At 36.7% G+C, this 22455-nt stretch carries 17 protein-coding genes; 12 read left to right on the top strand and 5 right to left on the bottom strand.

The features are described from left to right. The first annotated feature begins 22 nt into the window (after positions 1-22). The 11 genes from FW778_RS05255 (at position 23) to FW778_RS05205 (ending at position 15837) form a co-directional block, all read left to right on the top strand. Entirely contained in the window at positions 23-2125 is a 2103-nt protein-coding gene (locus FW778_RS05255; protein WP_235906028.1) for a penicillin-binding protein, read from the top strand. Further along, complete coding sequence (locus tag FW778_RS05250) at positions 2125-3591, top strand: UDP-N-acetylmuramoyl-L-alanyl-D-glutamate--2,6-diaminopimelate ligase (RefSeq protein WP_150413551.1); 1467 nt, start codon at positions 2125-2127, stop codon at positions 3589-3591. The genes FW778_RS05255 and FW778_RS05250 overlap by 1 nt, the downstream gene beginning before the upstream one ends. A 10-nt stretch (positions 3592-3601) precedes the next feature. Continuing rightward, positions 3602-4915: a phospho-N-acetylmuramoyl-pentapeptide-transferase gene (gene mraY, locus FW778_RS05245; RefSeq protein WP_150413550.1), complete on the top strand. Its 1314-nt coding sequence runs from the start codon at positions 3602-3604 to the stop codon at positions 4913-4915. 160 nt (positions 4916-5075) lie between these two features. After that, the gene (gene murD / locus FW778_RS05240) at positions 5076-6416 is read left to right on the top strand and encodes a UDP-N-acetylmuramoyl-L-alanine--D-glutamate ligase (RefSeq protein WP_150413549.1); all 1341 of its coding nucleotides are present in this window, start codon (positions 5076-5078) and stop codon (positions 6414-6416) included. A gap of 56 nt (positions 6417-6472) precedes the next feature. Continuing rightward, a complete protein-coding gene (locus tag FW778_RS05235; protein ID WP_150413548.1) occupies positions 6473-7738 on the top strand; it encodes an FtsW/RodA/SpoVE family cell cycle protein in 1266 nt (421 codons plus the stop codon). Between the two features lie 22 nt (positions 7739-7760). Continuing rightward, positions 7761-8918 carry an undecaprenyldiphospho-muramoylpentapeptide beta-N-acetylglucosaminyltransferase gene (gene murG, locus FW778_RS05230; protein WP_235906027.1) on the top strand — a complete coding sequence of 386 codons (1158 nt, stop codon included), beginning with the start codon at positions 7761-7763 and terminating at the stop codon, positions 8916-8918. Positions 8919-8940: 22 nt separating this feature from the next. Beyond that, on the top strand, positions 8941-10311 hold the full coding sequence (gene murC, locus FW778_RS05225; RefSeq protein ID WP_150413547.1) for a UDP-N-acetylmuramate--L-alanine ligase: 1371 nt from the start codon (positions 8941-8943) through the stop codon (positions 10309-10311). Between the two features lie 13 nt (positions 10312-10324). Further along, a complete protein-coding gene (locus FW778_RS05220) occupies positions 10325-11524 on the top strand; it encodes a cell division protein FtsQ/DivIB (protein ID WP_150413546.1) in 1200 nt (399 codons plus the stop codon). 111 nt (positions 11525-11635) lie between these two features. Continuing rightward, positions 11636-13006 (top strand): cell division protein FtsA, encoded by a 1371-nt coding sequence (gene ftsA, locus FW778_RS05215; protein ID WP_150413545.1) that lies wholly within the window; start codon positions 11636-11638, stop codon positions 13004-13006. A gap of 43 nt (positions 13007-13049) precedes the next feature. Continuing rightward, the gene (gene ftsZ / locus FW778_RS05210; protein WP_150413544.1) at positions 13050-14996 is read left to right on the top strand and encodes a cell division protein FtsZ; all 1947 of its coding nucleotides are present in this window, start codon (positions 13050-13052) and stop codon (positions 14994-14996) included. Between the two features lie 274 nt (positions 14997-15270). Then, positions 15271-15837: a peptidylprolyl isomerase gene (locus FW778_RS05205; RefSeq protein ID WP_150413543.1), complete on the top strand. Its 567-nt coding sequence runs from the start codon at positions 15271-15273 to the stop codon at positions 15835-15837. A 10-nt stretch (positions 15838-15847) separates the two neighbouring features. Here FW778_RS05205 and FW778_RS05200 read toward each other — a convergent pair whose 3' ends face one another. The 5 genes from FW778_RS05200 to FW778_RS05180 form a co-directional block, all read right to left on the bottom strand. Next, entirely contained in the window at positions 15848-17446 is a 1599-nt protein-coding gene (locus FW778_RS05200; protein ID WP_150413542.1) for a protein-disulfide reductase DsbD family protein, read from the bottom strand. 69 nt (positions 17447-17515) lie between these two features. Beyond that, the gene (locus FW778_RS05195; protein ID WP_150413541.1) at positions 17516-17953 is read right to left on the bottom strand and encodes a protein-disulfide reductase DsbD domain-containing protein; all 438 of its coding nucleotides are present in this window, start codon (positions 17951-17953) and stop codon (positions 17516-17518) included. A gap of 81 nt (positions 17954-18034) precedes the next feature. Then, on the bottom strand, positions 18035-18709 hold the full coding sequence (gene purQ, locus FW778_RS05190; protein WP_150413540.1) for a phosphoribosylformylglycinamidine synthase subunit PurQ: 675 nt from the start codon (positions 18707-18709) through the stop codon (positions 18035-18037). Positions 18710-18747: 38 nt separating this feature from the next. Then, positions 18748-19728 (bottom strand): DUF6427 family protein, encoded by a 981-nt coding sequence (locus FW778_RS05185; protein WP_150413539.1) that lies wholly within the window; start codon positions 19726-19728, stop codon positions 18748-18750. A 148-nt stretch (positions 19729-19876) separates the two neighbouring features. Then, positions 19877-21394 carry a hypothetical protein gene (locus FW778_RS05180; RefSeq protein ID WP_150413538.1) on the bottom strand — a complete coding sequence of 506 codons (1518 nt, stop codon included), beginning with the start codon at positions 21392-21394 and terminating at the stop codon, positions 19877-19879. A 100-nt stretch (positions 21395-21494) separates the two neighbouring features. Between FW778_RS05180 and FW778_RS05175 the strand changes: the two genes are divergently transcribed. Further along, entirely contained in the window at positions 21495-22433 is a 939-nt protein-coding gene (locus FW778_RS05175; RefSeq protein ID WP_150413537.1) for a TIGR01777 family oxidoreductase, read from the top strand. Positions 22434-22455: the final 22 nt, after the last annotated feature.

The following is a 22455-nucleotide window of genomic DNA, read 5'->3' as shown; positions in this document are numbered from 1 at the left end:
ATTGGATGTAAAAAAAGACATATTGTGGCGCATCTATTTATGTTTTCTTGGCATTATCGTGCTGGGTACAATAATACTGGGCCGTGTTGTTTATATCCAAAGAGTACAGGGAGCATATTGGAAAAAAATGAGTAATACCCAGCATCTAAAATATATGGATATAAACGCTGAACGTGGAACCATCTACAGTGAAGATGGAAATATGCTCAGCACATCTATTCCTGTATTTGATGTATATGTAGATTTTGGGGCAGACGGCCTTCGCGAAAAAAATGGCAAAAGGTTCTATGATAATCTCGATTCTTTAAGTATCGCTTTGGCGAAATTATTTAAAGATGCACCTGTATCATCTTACCGGAAACTTTTGGTGGCAGGGTATAAGAACCAGGACAGGTATTATCCGTTAAAAAAGAAAATTTCATTTGAAGAATATACATCTCTGAGAAATTTTCCATTGGTAAGACAAGGCCGCAATAAAAGTGGGTTCATTGTAGATGTAAGAGATAACAGGGTTAATCCTTATGTGTTACTCGCAAACAGGACCGTGGGGCTTTCCCGCGGAGATACCAGTAAAAATGTTGGTTTAGAAAGATCTTATGATAGCGTTTTAAAAGGACAGACCGGAAGCAGGCTTATGCGATATATGGCTGGTGCCTATGTTCCGGTAGATGGCGCTCAAATAGAACCCGAAAACGGAAAAGATATTATAACCACCATCGACACTTACATGCAGGACGTAGCGGAAAATGCGCTTATGAAAATGATGGTTGCAAATAATTCATTGCATGGAACCTGTATTGTAATGGAAACACAAACAGGTAAAATAAAAGCAATCGCCAACCTTGGAAGAAGAACCGATGGAGAATATATTGAAGATTATAATTACGGCCTTGGCCGAAGAACAGAGCCAGGATCTGTTTTTAAACTGGCAACATTAATTTCATTACTTGAAGATAAATATGTTGATACGGGAAGCATAGTTGATTGCGAAGGCGGCCGAAAAGTTTTTTACGGTCTTCATATTACAGATTCACATTTGGGAGAACATGAAATGACTGTTAAAGAAGCGTTTGCCCGTTCATCAAATGTGGCATTTGCAAAGATGGCTGATGAATATTATCATAACCAGCCAATGCGTTTTTATAATCATTTGCATGCTTTGCGTCTTGACACTGCCACAGGCATTGATATTGTTGGTGCAGCTTCTCCTTACATAAAAAAGCCCGGAAGTAAATACTGGACAAAAACAACATTGCCGTTTATGGCTCACGGTTATGAAGAATTAGTAACGCCGTTGCAATTACTGATGTTGTATAATGCAGTTGCCAACAATGGTAAAATGATGCAGCCTTACCTGGTTAATTCTATAAATGAAATGGGGCGGCCCATTAAAACTTTTGAGCCTAAAGTACTTATTGATAAGATATGCAGCGATGAAACTCTGGGGAAAGTTAAGGGATGTTTGATGGCGGTATTGCAAAGTGAGCATGGAACTGGGCATGCTCTTGAAACTAATGTTTACAACATTGCAGGCAAAACAGGAACAGCAGTAACGGCAATGGATAACCGGGGTTATAATAAAGGAAATAAAATTTATCAATCTGCTTTCATGGGCTATTTTCCTGCCGAGAATCCAAAATATAGTATTGCCGTGGTGATACAAAATGGGAGTGATTCAAAACTTGCTTACGGCGGTGTGGTATCCGGACCTGTATTTAGAGAAGTTGCTGATAAAATTTATGCGGAAAGAATTGGCAGCGAGCCGCTGGCTCAATTACCAAATGGAACTGACAGCAGTGCATTAAGATTCTTTGGTTTAAAAACTGATTTGAATAAAATACTAACTACGTTTAATTATCCTTCATCTGATTCTGCAATAGCCGGATCCTGGAGATCAACAGTTCTTAACTATAATTATGCGCAACTTAATTCAGCATATAATACAACAGGCCCTGTAAAAAAAGTGCCGGATGTAACAGGATTTGGTTTGAAAGACGCTGTGTATTTATTAGAAAATATGGGATTAAAGGTAGAGGTTAAAGGACAGGGAAAAGTGATTTATCAATCGTTGGCACAGAACACAGATTTTCACAAGGGACAATCAATAAATCTTCAGTTGAATTAATGGCATTACTGCAACAAATATTATACAAAGTAAAAATTATTTCGGTTGCAGGTGCGCCTGTAAGTGAAGTAAGTGATTTACAAACGGATTCACGAAAAGTGAAGCCGGGTAGTTGTTTCATCGCTGTAAAGGGAACGCTTACTGATGGTCATTCTTTTATTAATGCTGCTATTACTGGCGGTGCATCAGTAGTTGTATGCGAAATTTTACCGGCAACTCTTAGTGATAATATACAATACATCGTTGTTGGAAACAGCGCAGTTGCTGCAGGTATAATGGCACATAATTTTTATGGCGAATTATCAGGAAAAATAAAGCTCGTTGGAGTAACGGGAACTAACGGAAAAACTACCATTGCAACGCTACTGTTCAAATTGTTTTCTCAATTAAATTACAAATGCGGGTTGATAAGCACTGTACAAAATCAGATAGCTGGCAAAATATTACCATCAACTCATACCACACCCGATGCTATTAGTCTTAATAAACTCATTGCAGAAATGTATGCGGAAGGTTGTACTTATGTTTTTATGGAAGTAAGTTCACACGCCATAGATCAGCATCGTATTGCGGGCTTAACATTTGCAGGCGGAATTTTCAGCAACATCACTCATGATCATCTCGACTACCACAAAACCTTCGACGAATATATAAGAGTTAAAAAACAATTTTTCGATTCATTACCGTCTTTTGCATTTGCAATAAGTAACGCGGATGACAAACGGGGAGCTGTGATGTTGCAGAACACAAAGGCTAAAAAATATTTATACAGCCTAAAAACAATGGCCGACTTTAAAGGGAAAATTATAGAGAACTCGTTGCGCGGCCTTGTGTTAGTCATAAATGATATTGAAGTTCATTGCAGGCTTATTGGCACTTTCAATGCTTATAATCTTTTAGCGGTATATGGTGCAGCGGTTTGTCTTAATGAAAACAAGCAAACTGTTTTGCAGGTCCTTAGTGGTCTTACCGGGGCAGAAGGGAGGTTTGATTATATGGTTTCACGAAATGAAAAAATAATTGGAATAGTGGATTATGCGCATACGCCGGATGCGTTATTGAATGTATTGGCAACAATAAAAAATTTAAAACATGGCGAAGAAAAAGTAATTACTGTTGTTGGTTGCGGAGGAAATAGGGATAAGGCCAAGCGACCTGTAATGGCTGAGGTAGCGTGTCAATACAGTGATCAAATAATTTTTACATCAGACAATCCAAGAAATGAAGATGCTGCGCAAATAATAAAAGATATGGAAGCGGGCGTACCAATTATTGCAAGAAAAAAATATATATCAATTGTTGACAGGAAAGAGGCCATTAAAACAGCAGTGAACCTAGCCGGGCAACAGGATATTATTTTGGTGGCTGGTAAAGGACACGAGAAATACCAGGAAATAAATGGGATAAAATATGATTTTGATGATAAGAAAATTTTATCTGAAATGTTTCAATTGGTTGGAAAATAAATAAAGTTAAATGCTCTATCACCTCTTTGAATGGTTTACTAAAAATGGAATAAAGTTTCCGGGAAGCGGGCTATTTCATTTTATCACCTTCAGGGTGCTGGTGGCGGTTTTATTATCGTTGTTTATTACAACAGTATACGGTAAACGCCTTATAAATATTTTAAAGCGAAAGCAGATAGGCGAGTCCGTTAGAGAGTTGGGTTTGGCAGGTGAAAAAATGAAGTCAGGTACTCCCACAATGGGGGGCATTATAATTTTATTGGCAATATTAATCCCAACATTATTATTGGCAAACCTTGACAAGGTATATGTACGGCTGATGTTGTTGTGTACTGTATGGCTGGGTATAATAGGATTTATAGACGATTACTTAAAAATAAAAGCAAGGCGTATTGCGAAAGCAAGAGGAGAGATTTATAAGAAAAATGATGCTGATGGTCTTGCAGGACGGTTTAAAATATTTGGCCAAATAATGCTGGGAATTATCATTGGTTCTACTTTATATTTTAACCAGAATGTTGTAGTGAAACGTGAGGTGATAACTGATAATTATGGAATACAGAATAACGCACTTCAACGCGGAGAACATCGGCTTGGAAAAAATGAAGACACATTGGTGATCGATGGAAAAGTGCACAGGTTTGTTACGGTGAAAACGCCGATAACAACCATTCCGTTTGTGAAAACGCACGAGTTTAACTATGCAAAATTATTACCGGAAAGCTGGGCGAACTATACCTATATATTGTACATCATCATTGTAATATTTATTGTAACGGCGGTATCAAACGGGGCCAATATAACGGATGGATTAGATGGGCTTGCAACAGGGGTGAGTGCCATAATTGGATTGGGCCTGGGAGTTTTTGTTTTTGTAAGTGGCGATGTGCGTATCGCGGAATACTTAAACATAATGTATATACCCAACCTTAGTGAGTTGTCCATTTTTATAGCGGCGCTCGTGGGCGCTTGTGTTGGATTTCTTTGGTACAATGCTTACCCGGCGCAGGTTTTTATGGGCGATACCGGAAGCCTGGCATTAGGTGGCATTATTGCATCATTGGCGATAATAGTTAGAAAGGAATTATTAATACCGATATTCTGTTTCGTGTTTTTGGTAGAGAATTTAAGCGTAGTCGTCCAGGTTAGTTATTTTAAATACACTAAAAGAAAATATGGAGAAGGCAAAAGAGTTTTTCTGATGAGTCCCTTGCATCACCATTATCAAAAGCTGGGGTACCATGAAAGTAAAATTGCAGTTCGCTTCTGGGTGGTAACGATTTTATCGGTAGTATTTGCAGTAGTAACATTAAAATTGAGATAGTTTGAAATAAGTATTTAATGAGTTCTGGATTTGTCTTTATGAAAATGTTTTTTAAAAAAATTTGATCCTTTCCAATTCCAATGATGACAGTTTTCTGACCTGTTAAATTCATTCCGTTGAAGAACCAATTTTTTTAATTGCGTGAACAATTAAAAAAGAAATGAAAAAAAAAATAGTAATACTGGGCGCCGGCGAAAGCGGTGTAGGTGCGGCTTTGCTGGCTCAGCAAAAAGATTATGATGTTTTTGTAAGTGATGCTTCTTTAATCAATGCTTCTTTTAAAAGTGAGTTAACATTAAACAGCATTGATTTTGAAGAAGGAGTTCATACCAAAGAAAAAATATTTAGTGCAGATGTTATTGTGAAAAGCCCGGGAATACCAGAGAAAAATGACCTTATAAAAGAATTAAGGAAAGAAGGAGTTGAAATAATCAGTGAGATAGAATTTGCATTTTGGTATAAAGGCGGCAGTAAGATTATTGGAATAACGGGCAGCAATGGGAAAACAACAACAACATCGTTGGTTTACCATATCTGTAAAGAAGGTGGACTTGATTGTGCGATGGTTGGCAACATTGGATATTCGTTTGCAAGGCAGGTAGCCAAAGAGCCAAAGCGGGTATATGTGGTTGAGATAAGTTCTTTCCAGTTAGATGATATAAAAACATTCCGGCCGGATGTTGCAATATTAACCAACATAACAGAAGACCATTTAGACAGGTATGAATACAATTTCGAAAATTATATAGCGAGCAAATTCAATATCATAAAAAATCAAACAAAGAATGATGTATTTATTTATAACGCGGATGATGAAGTAACAGTAAAATATTTAAACAAATTTTTAAACAGTACTAACCCACTACCAATCAGCATGAGAAAATCGCTACCGCAAGGTGCTTACATAACCAATGCAGAAATGCATATAAAATGGCAAAAAGAAGAAATGAATATGAGCGTGGAAGACTTTGCCGTTAAGGGCAAGCATAACCAATATAACACCATGGCAGCAGGACTTTCTGCGGTTGTGATGGATATACGAAAAGAAAAAATAAGAGATGCCGTGCAAACTTTTGAGAGTCTCGAGCATCGTATGGAAACGGTGGCAACAATTAAAGGTGTCGAATTTATTAATGATAGTAAGGCAACCAATACAAACAGTACCTGGTTTGCTTTGGAAAGTATGACTAAACCAACCATACTTATTCTCGGTGGGGTTGATAAAGGAAATGACTATTCATTTTTAAAAGACCTCGTAAAAGAAAAAGTTAAGGCCATCGTGTGTTTGGGAATTGATAACCGTAAAATTCACGAGGCATTTGGTAACGATGTAGGGTTGATGGTTAACACAACGAGTGCAAAAGATGCGGTCCAGGCGGCTTTTCATTTTGCCAATAAAGGCGACGTGGTTTTATTATCTCCGGCTTGTGCAAGTTTTGATCTCTTTAAAAATTATGAGGACCGGGGGAAACAATTTAAAGAAGCAGTAAAAGATTTATAAAAATAAATTTCCTACGCTGTAAAGTTTATTAACGATACAACTTCGGGATGAGGCAAATGAGCAACTCAAAAGATATATTGACCAATTCATTTTCCTCCTCAGCGCATGAGGTAACGGGTAACCTGTTAAAACGAACGAAAGGAGATAAAGTGATTTGGGCAATTGTGGTAGTGCTTACCATGGTAAGTATATTGGTAGTATATAGCAGTATAGGTTCATTGGCTTATAAAATGAATAAAAGCACGGAAAGTTATTTGTTTAAACAAATTGGTTTTATAGCACTGGGTGTGTTGATTATATATTTTGCACACCGGGTTAATTATACCATCTACTCACGGGTCGCAACAATTTTGTTTTTAATATCTGTTCCGCTATTAATTTATACATTGAAATTCGGAAGCAGTATAAATGAAGCTAATCGCTGGATAAAATTACCGGTGATTAATATGACCTTCCAGACATCAGACCTGGCAAAGCTTGCGCTTTTTATGTATATAAGCCGTCAATTAAGCCGCAGGCAAAATGTTATTAAAGATTTTAAGAAGGGATTTTTGCCCCTAATCGTTCCCGTTATAATAATATGCATTCTTATTGCCCCGGCAAATTTATCCACTGCATTATTAATTGGCGGTACTGCAATGATGCTAATGTTTATTGGCAGAGTAAGCCTGCGCCATATTATGCTGGTTGTGGCCTCTGCTTTAGTCCCGCTAATGCTGTTAATACTTGTTGCAACACATTATTATAATAAAGAGGATCATACTTCAAAAGATTTACCATCAATATTAACGTTTGGACGAATGTCAACCTGGATAAAGCGTGTTCAGGATTTTATGTACAGCGACAAATCAGATGCATCATACCAGGTACAACAGGCCAAAATTGCAATTGCAAAAGGTGGATTATTGGGAAAAGGCCCGGGTAAGAGTGAACAAAGAAATTTTTTGCCACATCCTTATAGCGATTTTATTTATGCAATTATTATTGAAGAATACGGATTGGCAGGAGGAACGATTATTGTTTTAATATACCTGCTTTTTTTATTTCGGAGTATACGAATTTTTCAAAGGTGTCCTTATGCCTTCGGAGCATTCCTGGCTGTGGCTTTAAGTTTTACTCTTGTGATACAGGCAATGGTAAACATGGGGGTAACAGTTAACCTTTTTCCAACAACGGGCGTTACGTTGCCCCTGGTCAGCATGGGTGGTAGCAGTCTTTGGTTTACGTGTTTTGCAATTGGAATTATTTTAAGTGTTGCACGTAATGTTGAGCAAATGGAAGGAAAGGAGCCAGAGCCGGAGTTAGAGCCGGTTGAATCGTAAATAAAAATATTACAATGGTAGTATGATGAGCAATGGAAATATAATTGAAAAGTTGGAAGATGTCATTCCCGCTGAGCGTGGAGATAAACGCATAATAATTGCAGGCGGTGGAACGGGTGGCCATATTTTTCCGGCATTGGCAATAGCGGCAGCGTTGAAAAAACTGCTGCCGGGTATAGAAATTTTATTTGTTGGCGCGAAAGGGAAAATGGAAATGGATAAAATTCCTGAAGCAGGTTATAAAATTATTGGCCTTACCATAGCAGGATATAACAGAAGTTCTTTGATTAAAAATATTTCATTGCCATTTAAACTGGCGCAAAGTTTTTTGCAGGTTACAGGAATATTGCGAAAATTCAAACCAGATGTAGTTATCGGCGTGGGCGGGTATTCAAGCTTCCCGGTTTTAAGGCTTGCGCAAACAAGAGATATCCCCACGTTTGTTCATGAGAGTAATTCTCTCCCGGGCAAAAGCAATATTATGCTAGGCAAAAGAGCAACAAAAATATTCGTGGCTACTGACGGAATGGAAAAATATTTCCCCGCAGGCAAAACTGTTATAACGGGAAACCCTGTTCGCAGTATTTTTTCCGAAAAAATCTCAAAGCACGAAGCATTGAGTTTTTTTGGATTAAAGCCAGAAATAAAAACAGTTTTTGTAATTGGAGGAAGCCTTGGTGCAAAAAGTATAAATGAAACGATAGCTAAAAACATAGATGTTTTTAAAAAAAATAATCTGCAGCTTATTTGGCAAACGGGAAAATCTTTTGCAGTGCAGGCTGCAAAAGCTGAAGAGGAAAAGAATAACATATGGACCAACGCATTTATTTCACGGATGGAATATGCGTACGCAGCTGCAGATGTAGTGGTAGCAAGGGCTGGTGCAATGACAATTGCTGAATTGGCGGTAGTAGGCAAGGCGGCTGTTTTTGTTCCATATCCATTTGCGGCAGAAGATCACCAGGCGGAAAATGCACTGGCGCTGGTTAGAAAAGATGCTGCAATAATGATTCGCGATGCAGACGTGCAGAACCATTTGATGCACACGTTACTTGAATTAATTAAAGATGAAAAAAGGATTCATGAGCTGGAAACAAATATTTTAAAAACGGCGAATGAACATGCAGATGAAACAATTGCAGATGAGATTTTAAAAATTATAAAAAATAAAAATAATTAATCTTCTTATGTAAGATTATTGAATGAAAGATTATACAGCCATATCACGAATTTACTTTATTGGCATTGGTGGCATAGGAATGAGTGCCCTTGCTAAATATTATTTGAACAAAAATGCTTTGGTAAGCGGTTACGATAAAACAGTAACCAACTTAACAAGGCAGATGGAAAATGATGGAATTAATATTCATTATGAAGATGATATTGAACTTCTTGATAAAAACGCTCAATTGGTTGTTTATACTCCTGCAGTTCCTAAAGACCATAAAGAACTCAATTATTATTTACATAATAATTATGAGCTGATAAAACGAAGCGCTTTACTTGGAGAAATAACTAAGTCTTCTTTCAATATTTGTATAGCCGGCACACATGGCAAAACAACTATAAGCACGATGGTTGCTCATATTTTGCGGCATTCCGGGTTTGGGTGTAATGCTTTCCTAGGTGGCATTTCGGTAAATTATCATACCAATTTCTGGAACAGCGATAACAACGTTTCTGTTGTGGAAGCTGATGAATACGATAGGAGTTTTTTGCAGTTATCCCCGGATATTGCTTTGATTTCTGCTATGGATGCGGATCACCTGGATATTTATGGCACTAAAGAAAATATGGAACATTCTTTTGTTCAATTTTCCGGCAAGCTTAAAGAGGGTGGTTTGCTGTTAACTAATTATAGTTTGCCTGCCGGCAAATTTTCTGCGGCTAACCGTTTACGTTATAGCCTTCAGAATAATGAGGCTGATGTTTTTGCCGATGATATAAAATTGTTGAACGGCGCCTACGAGTTTAATATTAAATCAAAAAGCTGGCAGCTTAATAATGTAAAACTCAATATGGGTGGCATGCATAATATTGAAAACGCTGTTGCCGCTATTGCGATAGCAAATCATCTTAGCATTGAGCCGGAAAAAATAAAAGCGGCGGTTGACGATTTTAAAGGAGTAAAAAGACGCTTTGAATATATTATTAAGAATGATAAAACAGTCTTTATTGACGATTATGCCCACCACCCTGAAGAACTGAAAGCGTTGATTAAAAGTGCTAAAAATTTGTTCCCGGAAATGAGATGTACAATTGTATTTCAGCCGCATTTGTTTAGCCGTACCAGGGACTTTGCGAATGAGTTTGCAGAAGTATTAAATCTTGGTGATGATGTGTACCTGCTGCCCATCTATCCTGCCAGGGAATTGCCTATTGAAAATGTAACGAGCGAAATTATTGCAGACAGAATGAATGAAGCAAAAGGCATCTGTTGCACAAAGGAGCAGTTGTTGCAAATATTAAACCATAGCAAATTACATGAGCATGATTTGGAATTAGTAATTACGGCAGGAGCCGGAGACATAGATCAACTTGTGCAACCAATAAAAGGGATTTTATTGAAATAATATTTTATAATAAATGTCAATAAACAGTAAATACAAACTTAAAAAGATTCTTGCGGCGATGATATGGATTATCATTGGCTCAGGAACAGTTGTATTACTGGTTGCCGCAATAGAGAGAAGAAATAACGAACGCTGTTCTCGCATCGAAATTGAAATTACCGGTGTGCAGAATAATTTTTTTATTGATAAGAAAGATGTGATTTCAATTTTAGAAAAAACAAATGAAGGTAAGTTGGAGAAAATGCCTGTACATGCGATTGATCTTGCTATGATGGAATCCGAATTGCAAAAGAGTAAATGGATTAAAAAAGCCGAACTGTTCTTTGACAACAATAACGTTTTGCAGGTAAGGATAACCGAAAGGGAGCCGATAGCGAGAATTTTCACAACTTCAGGGATGTCATTTTACCTGGATAGTTCTTTAACCAGGCTTCCATTGAGCGATAAATTTTCACCTCGGCTGCCTGTGTTTACTGATTTTCCTACTGATGTAATTGTACTTTCTAAACAGGATAGTAATCTTATTAAAGATATAAAAACACTCAGTCAATTTATTAATACCAATTCTTTTTGGATGGCTCAGATAGACCAGGTTGATATTTTGCCTAATCGCTCATTCGAGTTAATTCCAAAGCTGGGGAACCAGGTTATACGTTTCGGTGATGCAGAAAATTGCGAAGAAAAATTTAATAACCTACTGTGTTTCTATAAACAAGTGTTAACAAAAATCGGGTGGTCACATTATTCGGCAATTGATGTTCAATATAAGGGCCAGGTTGTAGGTGTAAGAAGAGGCGCCAATGAAATTAAAATGGATTCGTTGCGCTCCATTCAAATTATGAAAGCTTTAATTGAAGAGGCTCAAAAGCATACAAATGATTCGACAAATATTCAATTGGATCAGCCCGCTGATGATAATAATATTAATACATCAAGAGAAATTGAAAGTGCGCCGGATGAGAATCTGAAAGTGAATACAAGTAATAATAAAGAACGCGTTGCTGTAGCCCCCATTCACGTTCCTGAAAAACCAACATCCGGTAGTAAAAGTGCAACCAAAAAGAATGCCCTAACCATCCATTCATCATCTGTTGAAAAACCAAATCCTGCCCCTTTGAAATCTAACATTGCAAAAAAACAAGGCAATCAAAAGGACGCGGGAAAAAGCAAAAAAGTTCCGAAGGCAGTAATGCCACCAAAAACCGATTATTAATTTATTAAATGATTTTTAAAAATAAAATATAAACAACAACACAACACGCCTTATAAAATTTAAATCTGTTAATCAATGACAGGGGATAAAAAGGCATATAAAAACAAAAATATGAACAACGAACAACCCATCATCGTAGGCCTCGACATTGGCACCACAAAAATTGCAGCCATTGCCGGCAGAAAAAATGAATTCGGTAAACTTGAGATTCTTGGCTTTGGCCGTGCAAACAGTAATGGCGTGCAACACGGAATGGTGTTGAACATTGACCAAACAATAAAAGCCATCCAAACAGCTTTGGAAAATTGTTATGCCAGCAATCCCAATCTTCCTATCAGCGAAGTGTATGTTGGTATTGCAGGCCATCATATTAAAAGCCTTCAAACGCGGGGAGACATTGTTCGCCAGAATACGGATGAAGAAATTAAACAATCTGAAATTGATCAGCTCATCAACGATCAATATAAAACCTATATACCGGCAGGCGACCAGATCATTGATGTAATTCCTCAGGAATTTACTGTAGATAATTTTCAAAATATTCCCGATCCGATTGGATATAGCGGTGTGAAGGTGGGCGCTAATTTCCACATCATTACCGGAGATAAAAATGCGATCAGGAATATAAATCGCAGTGTTGAAAAAGCCGGTCTTATTACAAAAGATCTTGTATTGCAACCATTGGCGTCTGCCGCAGCAGTAATGTGTGATCATGATTTAGAAGCTGGTGTCGCTATTGTTGATATAGGCGGTGGTACCACAGATCTCGCTGTTTTTTATGAAGGAATATTAAAGCATACTGCAGTGATTCCATTTGGCGGAGAAAACATTACCAATGATATTAAAACAGGACTTGGTGTTTTAAAAACACAGGCTGAGCAAATGAAAGTACAATTTGGAAGCGCTCTTGCTGATGAAGCAAAATCAAATGCTTTTATTACAATTCCCGGGCTACGTGGTATGGCTCCAAAAGAAATAAGTGTAAAAAATCTTGCGGCAATTATACAGGCGCGTATGAGCGAAATAATGGATTTTGTTTCTTACCACTTAAAACAGGTAGGGCTTGATAACCGCTTGCTTAATGGTGGTGTAATCCTTACAGGTGGCGGATCCCAGTTAAAACATTTAATTCAGCTAACGGAGTACGTTACCGGATTAAATGCACGTATTGGTTATCCAAATGAACATCTTGCTGCAGGCCATATTGAAGAATTAGCCAAGCCAATGTATTCAACATGCCTTGGTTTAATATTGAAAGGATACAATGATTATGAAAATAAGCGCAAGCAATTTGAATTGCAATATACAAAAGTTAATATTCCTGCTCATTTACAACAGCCAAGTGTAGACGAAGTTGAAGCAGATATTACGAACCATAAAAATATTGTGGTAAAGCCCCGGAAAACTTTAAAGGGATTTATGGATTCTTTTAAAAATGGCTTGATTGAAATGTTTAAAGAAGAAGGAGATTCAGAATTATAAGCTAACCTGTTAATTACATTATAACTCATTAAATTTAAAACACATGATTCATTTTGATTTGCCCAAAGAACAATCATCTATCCTAAAGGTGATCGGCGTTGGCGGTGGTGGCAGCAATGCAGTCAACCACATGTATAGCCAGAATATTGAAGGCGTAAACTTCATAATCTGTAATACTGATGCGCAGGCAATTGCAACCAGCATGGTTCCTAACAAAGTACAATTAGGCCCGCATTTAACGCAAGGCCTTGGCGCCGGCGCTAATCCTGCAATAGGACGTGAAGCCACTGAAGAAAGTCTTGAAGAAATAAAACGCATATTGGAAGTGAATACCAAAATGGCATTCATTACTGCCGGGATGGGTGGCGGCACAGGCACTGGTGGTGCGCCTATCATTGCAAAAATTTGCAAAGATCTTGGTATTCTTACCGTAGGCATAGTTACAACTCCCTTTGCCTATGAAGGCAAGAAGAGAATTGCCCAGGCAGAAGATGGGATAAGTAAATTGAAAGATCATGTGGATACGCTTCTCGTTATAAGTAATGATAAAATGCGTCACCAGTTTGGCAACCTTACGATGAAGGCAGCGTTTGCCAAAGCTGATAATGTGTTAGCAACTGCAGCCAAATGTATTACTGACGTAATTAACAGCACAGGCCAGATAAATGTTGACTTTGCAGATGTGTGTACAGTGATGAGAAAAGGAGGTGTTGCTATTCTAGGCAGCTCAGCAGCAGACGGCGAAAACCGTGCCCAGAAGGCAATTGAGCAGGCGCTTAATTCTCCTTTGTTGAATGATAATGATATCCGCGGAGCAAAATGGATTTTAATAAATATAAATTCTGCTGAAGGCGATAATGAATTTACAATGGATGAAGTTGAAACCATACAAAATCATTTGCTGAGCCAGGCGGGGGAAAATACAGATGTGATTCTGGGGCTTGGATATGATAATACGCTCGAAAGTAAAATAGGTATCACCTTAATAGCAACCGGGTTTGAACATAAAGACCCTTTTGATAAAAAAGAAGAGCCAATAGAAGAAATAAAAGCAGAGGAAAAAATTGTGATGACGCTGCAGCATTCTGAAGATGAAAAAAAACAATACCGTCAGCCTGTTTTTGTTTTTGAAGAAAAGAAAGAAGAAAAGCCTGTAGAAGAAATAAAAGAAGAAGAAAACATAATTGAGCAGAAAGGATTTAAATCAATTAAAGAAGAAGATGTGTATGCTTCAGTTTCGGAACAAAAAATTGAGAAAGGGATGGAGCCTACAATAGTAGAAGTACCAATATCTTCAAAGGTAGAATTACCAGTGCGCAATGAAGAAATTACTGTTGATAAATCATCTGAAACAGTTATCCATTTCACGTTATCTTCGGAACCCAATCCAATACCTGTTGAAGCAAATCAACACGTTCCCTCGAAAACTAAAACGACTGTTCTTAACAATCAACCAAATAATAATAAAAAAGAAGCTAGCACCGTCCCAACGTCAGGCGGTTATTTAGCGAAGCCTGCACAGATCTATGCAGAAGCTAAGCCAAACAAGGAATCCAAATCTGTAGAGGAACCAACAACTCCAATAGCGTTTTCAAAACAGGAAGACGAACCCGTTATTGATATGCAATTGGTAGTTAAAAATTCCCATGAAGCGGAGGAGGAAAAGGAAGAACCGAAAGTACGCCAAACGATGCCCATCATGATGCCTTCTGTTGAGGAACTGCCACCGGTAGACGAAGCAGGAGATCTAAAGCGCCGGGCTATGGACCGCATTGCGAAGCTGAGAAATTTATCTTTCAACGTAAACGCTGCGGACCCTAACAATGAGTTTGAGTCGGTTCCTGCTTACCTCCGCCGCAATATGGAATTGCACAATTCCATTGCCGACGTAGAGAGCTTTTACAGCAATTACACCGTTAAGTCTGATGAAAATAATAAAGCTGAAATAAGCACTATCAATACTTTCCTGCATGGAAAAAAACCAGATTAAATGAAGAAGTTATAAGTTAAAAGGTTAATTGGTTTTACCAAATACCTGGAGGCTAATACCTGATTTTTATATTCGTTGTTGTGTGTACTGTTATTTTTGTTTGCCCCGGAGACTCACGTTAGCCGGGGTTTTTGTTGCAGATTATGATAGTGTTTATCGAAATGGTTGCAACTGTATTTATAAAATAAGAATTATTGTTATTTTGTATCTGATAAAATTTTAAACATTGAAAGTAAAAAACCGGTTAAGAACGATTATCATAATTTTGCTTTTGATGAATTCATGCTTTTATTTTTCATGTAAGCAAAAAAAGAATTACAAGGAACCAACTGTAAAAATAGAAACCAACTTTGGCGACATCATTGTTGAGTTGTATCCTGAAAAGGCGCCGAAAACCGTTGCGGCATTTTTAGCTTATGTAGATTCAGGTTATTATAAAGATGGTTCTTTCTATCGTGTTTTAAAAGCCGAAGATCAGCCTTCGAGTTCTTTTAAATCTGATTTGATACAAGGTGGTATTTGGGAAACAAAAAATAAAATGCAAATAAAGTTACCGGGCATTCCACACGAAACCACAAAACAAACCGGCATACTCCATAAAGATGGAACTATTTCTATGGCAAGGCTTGCGCCGGGAACTGCCAGTACCGAATTTTTTATTGTGATAGGTGACCAACCTGCTTATGATTATGGTGGCGATGCGAATGCAGACGGGCAGGGCTTTGCGGCTTTTGGCCGGGTGATAGAAGGAATGGATGTAGTGAAAGATATTCACAAGCAACCGGATAATGAAACAAATTTTACCCCGCCAATAGCGATTAAAAATATTGTGAGATTATAGTTGAATGACTTTATTGAAACCTCTTCATATTCTCCGCTTTCACCTGATTAAGTATAGAAATAAAGCGGTTGATATCAGGATCGTAACCTCCTGCATTTTGTATAATCTTTCCACTTTCATCAACAAAAATATATAGCGGTTGTGCGTTGGAGTTAGCAATGGTTGCTTCAAAATCGAGATTCTTTGCGCCTACAGTATTAACGGATGATTGATCGAATTTTGAAACATATTTTTCGCTGTCCGGTAATTCTCTTTTTTCATCGACATATAAAGAGACTACAACGAAATCATCATGCAATCTTTTACTTACTTCAGGCTTCGACAAAACTTCACTTTCCATTTTGCGACAATTGGCACAGCTATGCCCGGTAAAGTCTATCATCACTGGCTTATTCATTGCTCTGGCGGCTGCAATGGCTTCGTTAAAATCAAAAAATGTTTCTACGCCTGCAATTTCAGATGCAAGTATATCAGTATATTTTTTTGGTCTAATGTAAGCAACAGTTTTGCCTGCATTTGATGAATCGTTATTCGATGAACTCAACTGGCTGTTTCTTATTAATTTTTCTAGATTAAAATCCTGTGTTTTATTTTCCGGTAACCACCCACTGATGCCATTTAAAGGAGCACCCCACAATCCCGGTATCATATAAACAGTAAATGCAAGCGGAATAATTGCAAATAATAATCTTGTTACAGAAAGATAGGGATGACCATAATCGTTTAACGGTAAATGGTCATCATGACTGAATTTTAATTTGCCCAGCAAATAAAATCCTAACAAGCCAAAAATGATAATCCATAATGAAAGATATACTTCCCTGTCGAGTAAGCGCCAGTGATAGGCAAGATCAGCATTAGATAAAAATTTTAATGCCATGGCGATTTCGATAAATCCAAAAGAAACTTTCAAAGTGTTTAACCAACCCCCTGATTTTGCAATTTTATTAAGCAATCCAGGGAAGAATGCGAACAATGCAAAGGGTAATGCGATGGCTAATGAAAAACCAAGAAAGCCGATGATGGGTCCGAGCCTTTCTTTTTGTTGCGTAACATCAACCAATAAATTTCCAATAAAAGGCGCCGTACAGGAAAATGAAACCAATACTAACGTAAGAGCCATAAAGAAAATCCCTGAAAAGTTGTTGGTGCTTGCTTTTGAATCAACTTTATTCGTCCATGAAGAAGGCAATGTAATTTCAAATGCACCTAAAAAAGATATCCCGAAAACCATGAATAGTATAAATACAAAAATGTTAAATGTAGCGCTCGTTGATATTTGGTATAAGGTATCTTTTCCAAAAATTAAGGTAAGAAAAAATGCGAATGCCGTAAATATGGCAATAATTGAAAAAGAATATAATGTCGCATTTTTTATTCCCTGTGCACGTGATTGGCTTCGTTTTAAAAAGAAAGTTACGGTAACAGGGAACATTGCGTATAGGCATGGCTGTAATACCGATATAAATCCCCATCTTAATCCATCAAGAAAAGTGTGCGACAAAGTTTTCTGCGTTGCGCCAACGACTTGTGCCGTTGCATTTTGATCAATAAAGAACAATGCAATTAAACTTAAAATAACCGTAATAAACAATCTATAAATCTTCATGACCGAATTTAAAAAAATAGGATAACAACTAAGGTTATCCTATTAAAATTACTGTATCAATTTTTAATTTTAAAGAGCTATATCAAACGCAACTGTCTTGGGAGGCAGGCATTGTTTGTCATTACAAACCATGTACTCAATAGTGCCTGAAACTTTTTTAGAACCGGGCGCCACTTTTACTGTTTGAATAAAATCAACGTTTTGTTCAAAATACTTTTGGTTAACATTGAATTCCTTTTCAAAAATCGTTTTCATTTTTCCTGCTTCTTTTGCTTTTCCAACAGATTTGGCATTGGTAAAACTAAGTTCTGTAGGTTGTGCGCCGCCATCGGGATTATATATTGAATAAATATGCCATTTAGGATCTACTGCAGTTTTTATATGGACCTCGTATTGATTATTACTTTTCTTTACAGTACTGTAGCTAAACTTTACTGGGTTTAATATTTGCCCAAAAGAAGTATTTATGATGAAAGCGGATAATAGAATAAAAATTATTTTTTTCATGGTATCTTTTCGTTTCTGCAATAATAAAAAATAACAAACGATAATACGGTAACAAGAGCTACGGCAACTGCCTTTTTAACGTTAGTTTATAGAAAATAAATCTAAAAAAACCTGCCTTCCATCGGTATTACCTAATAAGCTATTACAAGCCCGTTCGGGATGCGGCATCATTGCAAAAACATTTCTTTCTTTATTGCAGATGCCCGCAATATTATTAGTAGATCCATTAGGTGAATAATCAACGTTGAAAAGACCTGCTGTATTGCAGTAGCGGTACAGCACCTGGTCCTCTTTTTCTAATTTATTAATAACTTCTTCACTGGCATAATATCTTCCTTCGCCATGGGCCACAGGAATTTTTAGTACATTTTTCTTTTCCTTTTTATTCTCACCAATTAACAACACGTTTTTGCAAACAAATTGCATATTGCTGTTTCGCAAAAGAACACCGGGTAATAAACCGCTTTCGCATAAAATCTGGAAGCCGTTGCATATTCCCAGAACTTTTCCACCTTTATTTGCAAACTCAATTACACTTTGCATCATCGGGCTAAACCTTGCTATTGCTCCGCACCTTAAATAATCTCCAAAGCTAAAACCTCCGGGTAATACAATACAATCCTGCTTATTAAACATCGAAAGATCCCGGTCCTTATGCCATAGCGGAATTACTTGCTGTTGAAGATCATTTTTTAGAGCATCCATCACGTCCCTGTCGCAATTAGAGCCGGGAAAAACAACTACACCAAATTTCATTTACTTTTTATTGATTTATAATGCAAAAATACTAAGATTTATTTTTTTATAATTGCCATATAAATTACAAAGGCTACCATTACCCAATGAATAGACAAAGGAATCCATCTTTTGGTTGGGTAATAAAAGAAACATGCAATAAACGCTGAAAGCGGAACGGTAGCCAAAATCCAGTATTGAAAATGGTGGCTACTGTTAATGAACGGAACAAACAGTGCAACAATTAAATACAAAACAATTAGCCCCCAACTTTTACGAACCTGTACAATTTGCTTCCTGGCATTTAATTGCACAAACAAACCTCCAACCACCGCGGTAATCAATATTAAAACTATCCCTATGTATTGCGCATTATTTTTAGCAAATAAAGGATAATCAATATGAAAGCCCGAAACCTGGAAACTATATAATTTATTAGTCAGAAATAGCCATGCAAATAATAAATACCATGGAGTGGCTATGCCTAAGATTGCAATAATCCATTCCGCAATTTTTGGTGGCCGCGTAATTAATAATGCGAAAATAATCATTAACGAAAAAGCAAGAGATGGAAAATAAAAAAAAGTGGTAATGCCAATTACAATTCCAATATTGTACAGTGTTGATTTGGCATGGGGATTATTATAAAGGCTGCTCATTTTGGCCCAAACCCAAATAAGTAAAGTGTTTATTACTAATGGTGCGCTTAAAACGTTCCATTCTGCAAAGAATGAGGTAATGAGAAGGTAACTCATACCGGGCAGGTAATTGGGTTTTTGCATAAGCCTCCTGTTATTAAGGAGCCTGTTAAAACTTATTGCCTGTGTGTATAAAAGTAAATAGGTTATTATTGAATAAACCTCCGGAAAGCTATCAAATACAGGCTTAATAGTTAGCAGGATTTTATTATAAAGAAATGCATCTGATTTTTGAACTACAGGAATTTGCGGCGATATAAACCATTGAAGCTTCAACAGCAAGCCATACACAAGAAGCATGAAAGTATTAAAAGGATTATTAGCCCGGAAAGTGCCTGTCACAAATGAGAGTTAGAGTGAAGAACAAAAATAAAAAATTTATAACGCCCAGCACTATAACATTCCATCAAAGAAATTATTATCTTATTGATGAAAAATAATACACCAAAGATATTTAATACTGCTTCTTCTTACAGAAGTTGATTCTGTATTAATATTCAATCTTTGCAAAGCAAATATAATTTCTATACATGCAGGGAACAATTATCTGGTAAGAACTTACCTGTTTCGCATAACGTGGCATAAACTCATAGCCACGGTCGAGGCTTCTAAGTGGCGGATTCCTGGTAACTTTTCCGTCGGATGAAACTGTTTGATCGTTGATGAGTTGATTACGCCTTTCCAGTTCATTAAACAAGAAATGCAATTGGCCACCCGTTAACATAATACAGTAAGAAAGAAAATTATCGTTATCGTCGTCATACTGAGATTTATGAATAACATTGCTCCAGATTAAATTACCGGTTTTATCCAAATCCAGCACCACTATGTTTTCGTAATAATATCTCACCTGGCCGTTATTGTTATAGTAATAAGGATAACGGCTGGAATACCAATAAGAAGATGGAGAATACAAGTAATAAGAATCATACGGTGAAAACGATGGATACCCATATAAATAATTATAACGATTCCAGGGAGTGCCACGGCTTTGTGTTGTATGATCTTCGGCAGTTAGAATAAATCCACCATCTTTTTTTAAAATAAGATCTCTTATAAAATAATCATTAAAAGCAAGCCTTGTGCCTCCTTCATTTTTTGCTATTTGTCTTAGGGTATCATTAAAGTCTGCAAAATTTTGTGAAACAAGGTTATCATTTTTTTTGTTCCATACGGCTGTGTAAAGCCCTTCGATATTACCATTTTTCCTTTTATAAAATAAAGAATTGATGAGGTATTGCTGGTTAACATTATCAACTTTCAATTTAATTTCATCAAGATAATTTCCTGAAAGATTAAGTTCATTTAAAGTGAAATTATCATCTTGCGGGCCCTTTGTTACCAACATTAATTTTTGAAGATAATCCCTGTAGTTTAGTTTGGTGCCTTTTGTAAAAACAAAATTTCCTGTATTGTCAACAAAGAAATCGCTGAAAATATCTTTACGATCTTCGTATGGGGTTTCAATTCTCGATTTATGTAATAACCTGAGGCTATCATCAAAAAGCAAAGTCGTAAAATTAAATTTATCATATCTTTTTTGAATCTTATAAATCATAATTTTCGACTTGTCTTCACTGTTGATAGTGCTGTAAATCTTGTTATCGGCAAAAAAACTAATGTGCGTTGTATCAAGTTCAAACGGTGTTTTTATTAATTTTCCATTGCCATCTATTGCTGCTGCCATGCAATGGAGTGTACTTCTTTTCTGAAACTGGTAAATGATATAGGCGAAATCGGGATAAGCCACAAAATCTACATTAATTGTTTTATCAGGCATAAAATCAAGGTCTACTTTATCTAGTGATTTCATTCTATTGTCGTATATACTTACCGCATATTTATTCCTGACATTTTTATATACTAAAAAGTTGCCTCCAATCTTTCCGATAATGTCAAAATCGAGCGAACGTGTATCATCAACCTGTGGCTCACTATAGGTTATTTGTTGCGAGATGGCCTTGAAAGAAAATAAACTTAAAATAAAAAAAATGAGAATGTTTTTCATGAAATTTCTGTTCATTTATTAAAAGTAAATAAATGCTTTTACGTAATAACTAAATTGCAAATAATTTACTTTTGATTAATTACTAATTTACGATAAATATATGGCTGTTGTTCTAATATCAGGCGGTACCGGCCTTATCGGTAAAAAATTAACAAGCCATTTAATTGAGCGCAAATATGAAGTGATTATTTTATCGCGAAATAAAAAGAATTCCTCCTCAAATCCGCTTGTATCCTATAGCCCTTGGGACATAAAAAATCAATTAATTGATGCGGACGTAATACGAAAGGCTGACTACATTATTCATTTGGCAGGTGCAGGAGTGATGGATAAAAACTGGACAAAAGAATATAAACAACAGATTATTGATAGCCGCACCAAAAGCAGCGAGTTACTTGTAAAAGCGATAAACGAAAATAATCATCAGTTAAAAGCTTTTATTTCTGCTTCTGCAATCGGCTGGTATGGGGCCGATGCACGACCGCTTATACATAAAGATGGATTTATTGAAACAGATCCTGCGGATAAAACGTTCCTGGGCGAGACTTGTGTATTATGGGAAAGTAGTGTTGATGCTATTGCGCAAGCCGGTATAAGGCTTGTAAAACTTCGCACGGGTATAGTGTTGGATAATGAAGGCGGTGCATTTAAAGAATTTAAGGCGCCTTTGAATTTTGGTGTTGCCGCAATATTAGGCGACGGAAAACAAATAGTGAGCTGGATACACATTGATGATATTTGTCGCATGTATATTGAAGCAATGGAAAACAAAGGAATGAGTGGTGTGTATAATGCAGTTGCGCCGTTGCCCGTTAGTAATAAAAAATTGATTTTAACAACAGCCGAAAAATTGAGAAATAAATTTTTTATACCCGTTCATATTCCGATATTTTTTTTAAAATTGTTTATGGGTAAACGCAGTATTGAAATTTTAAAAAGCGCAACTGTATGCGATAAAAAAATTAAATCGACAGGCTTTACTTTTTTATATCCTACTATAGAATCTGCGTTAGATGAATTAATAAGTTCCCCGAAGTAAAATTGATTTTAAGTTTTTTATT

Source organism: Ginsengibacter hankyongi (assembly GCF_008710285.1).
Classification (GTDB): Bacteria; Bacteroidota; Bacteroidia; order Chitinophagales; family Chitinophagaceae; genus Ginsengibacter; species Ginsengibacter hankyongi.
Note: the sequence above shows the minus strand (reverse complement) of the source record. Positions and strands in the feature narration are given on the sequence as shown.

Coding starts and splice junctions, on each gene's coding strand:
- FW778_RS05250 (WP_150413551.1), top strand. CDS start 2,125: ATGGCATTACTGCAACAAATATTATACAAAGTAAAAATTATTTCGGTT.
- mraY (WP_150413550.1), top strand. CDS start 3,602: ATGCTCTATCACCTCTTTGAATGGTTTACTAAAAATGGAATAAAGTTT.
- murD (WP_150413549.1), top strand. CDS start 5,076: ATGAAAAAAAAAATAGTAATACTGGGCGCCGGCGAAAGCGGTGTAGGT.
- FW778_RS05235 (WP_150413548.1), top strand. CDS start 6,473: ATGAGCAACTCAAAAGATATATTGACCAATTCATTTTCCTCCTCAGCG.
- murG (WP_235906027.1), top strand. CDS start 7,761: ATGATGAGCAATGGAAATATAATTGAAAAGTTGGAAGATGTCATTCCC.
- murC (WP_150413547.1), top strand. CDS start 8,941: ATGAAAGATTATACAGCCATATCACGAATTTACTTTATTGGCATTGGT.
- FW778_RS05220 (WP_150413546.1), top strand. CDS start 10,325: ATGTCAATAAACAGTAAATACAAACTTAAAAAGATTCTTGCGGCGATG.
- ftsA (WP_150413545.1), top strand. CDS start 11,636: ATGAACAACGAACAACCCATCATCGTAGGCCTCGACATTGGCACCACA.
- ftsZ (WP_150413544.1), top strand. CDS start 13,050: ATGATTCATTTTGATTTGCCCAAAGAACAATCATCTATCCTAAAGGTG.
- FW778_RS05205 (WP_150413543.1), top strand. CDS start 15,271: ATGAATTCATGCTTTTATTTTTCATGTAAGCAAAAAAAGAATTACAAG.
- FW778_RS05200 (WP_150413542.1), bottom strand. CDS start 17,446: ATGAAGATTTATAGATTGTTTATTACGGTTATTTTAAGTTTAATTGCA.
- FW778_RS05195 (WP_150413541.1), bottom strand. CDS start 17,953: ATGAAAAAAATAATTTTTATTCTATTATCCGCTTTCATCATAAATACT.
- purQ (WP_150413540.1), bottom strand. CDS start 18,709: ATGAAATTTGGTGTAGTTGTTTTTCCCGGCTCTAATTGCGACAGGGAC.
- FW778_RS05180 (WP_150413538.1), bottom strand. CDS start 21,394: ATGAAAAACATTCTCATTTTTTTTATTTTAAGTTTATTTTCTTTCAAG.
- FW778_RS05175 (WP_150413537.1), top strand. CDS start 21,495: ATGGCTGTTGTTCTAATATCAGGCGGTACCGGCCTTATCGGTAAAAAA.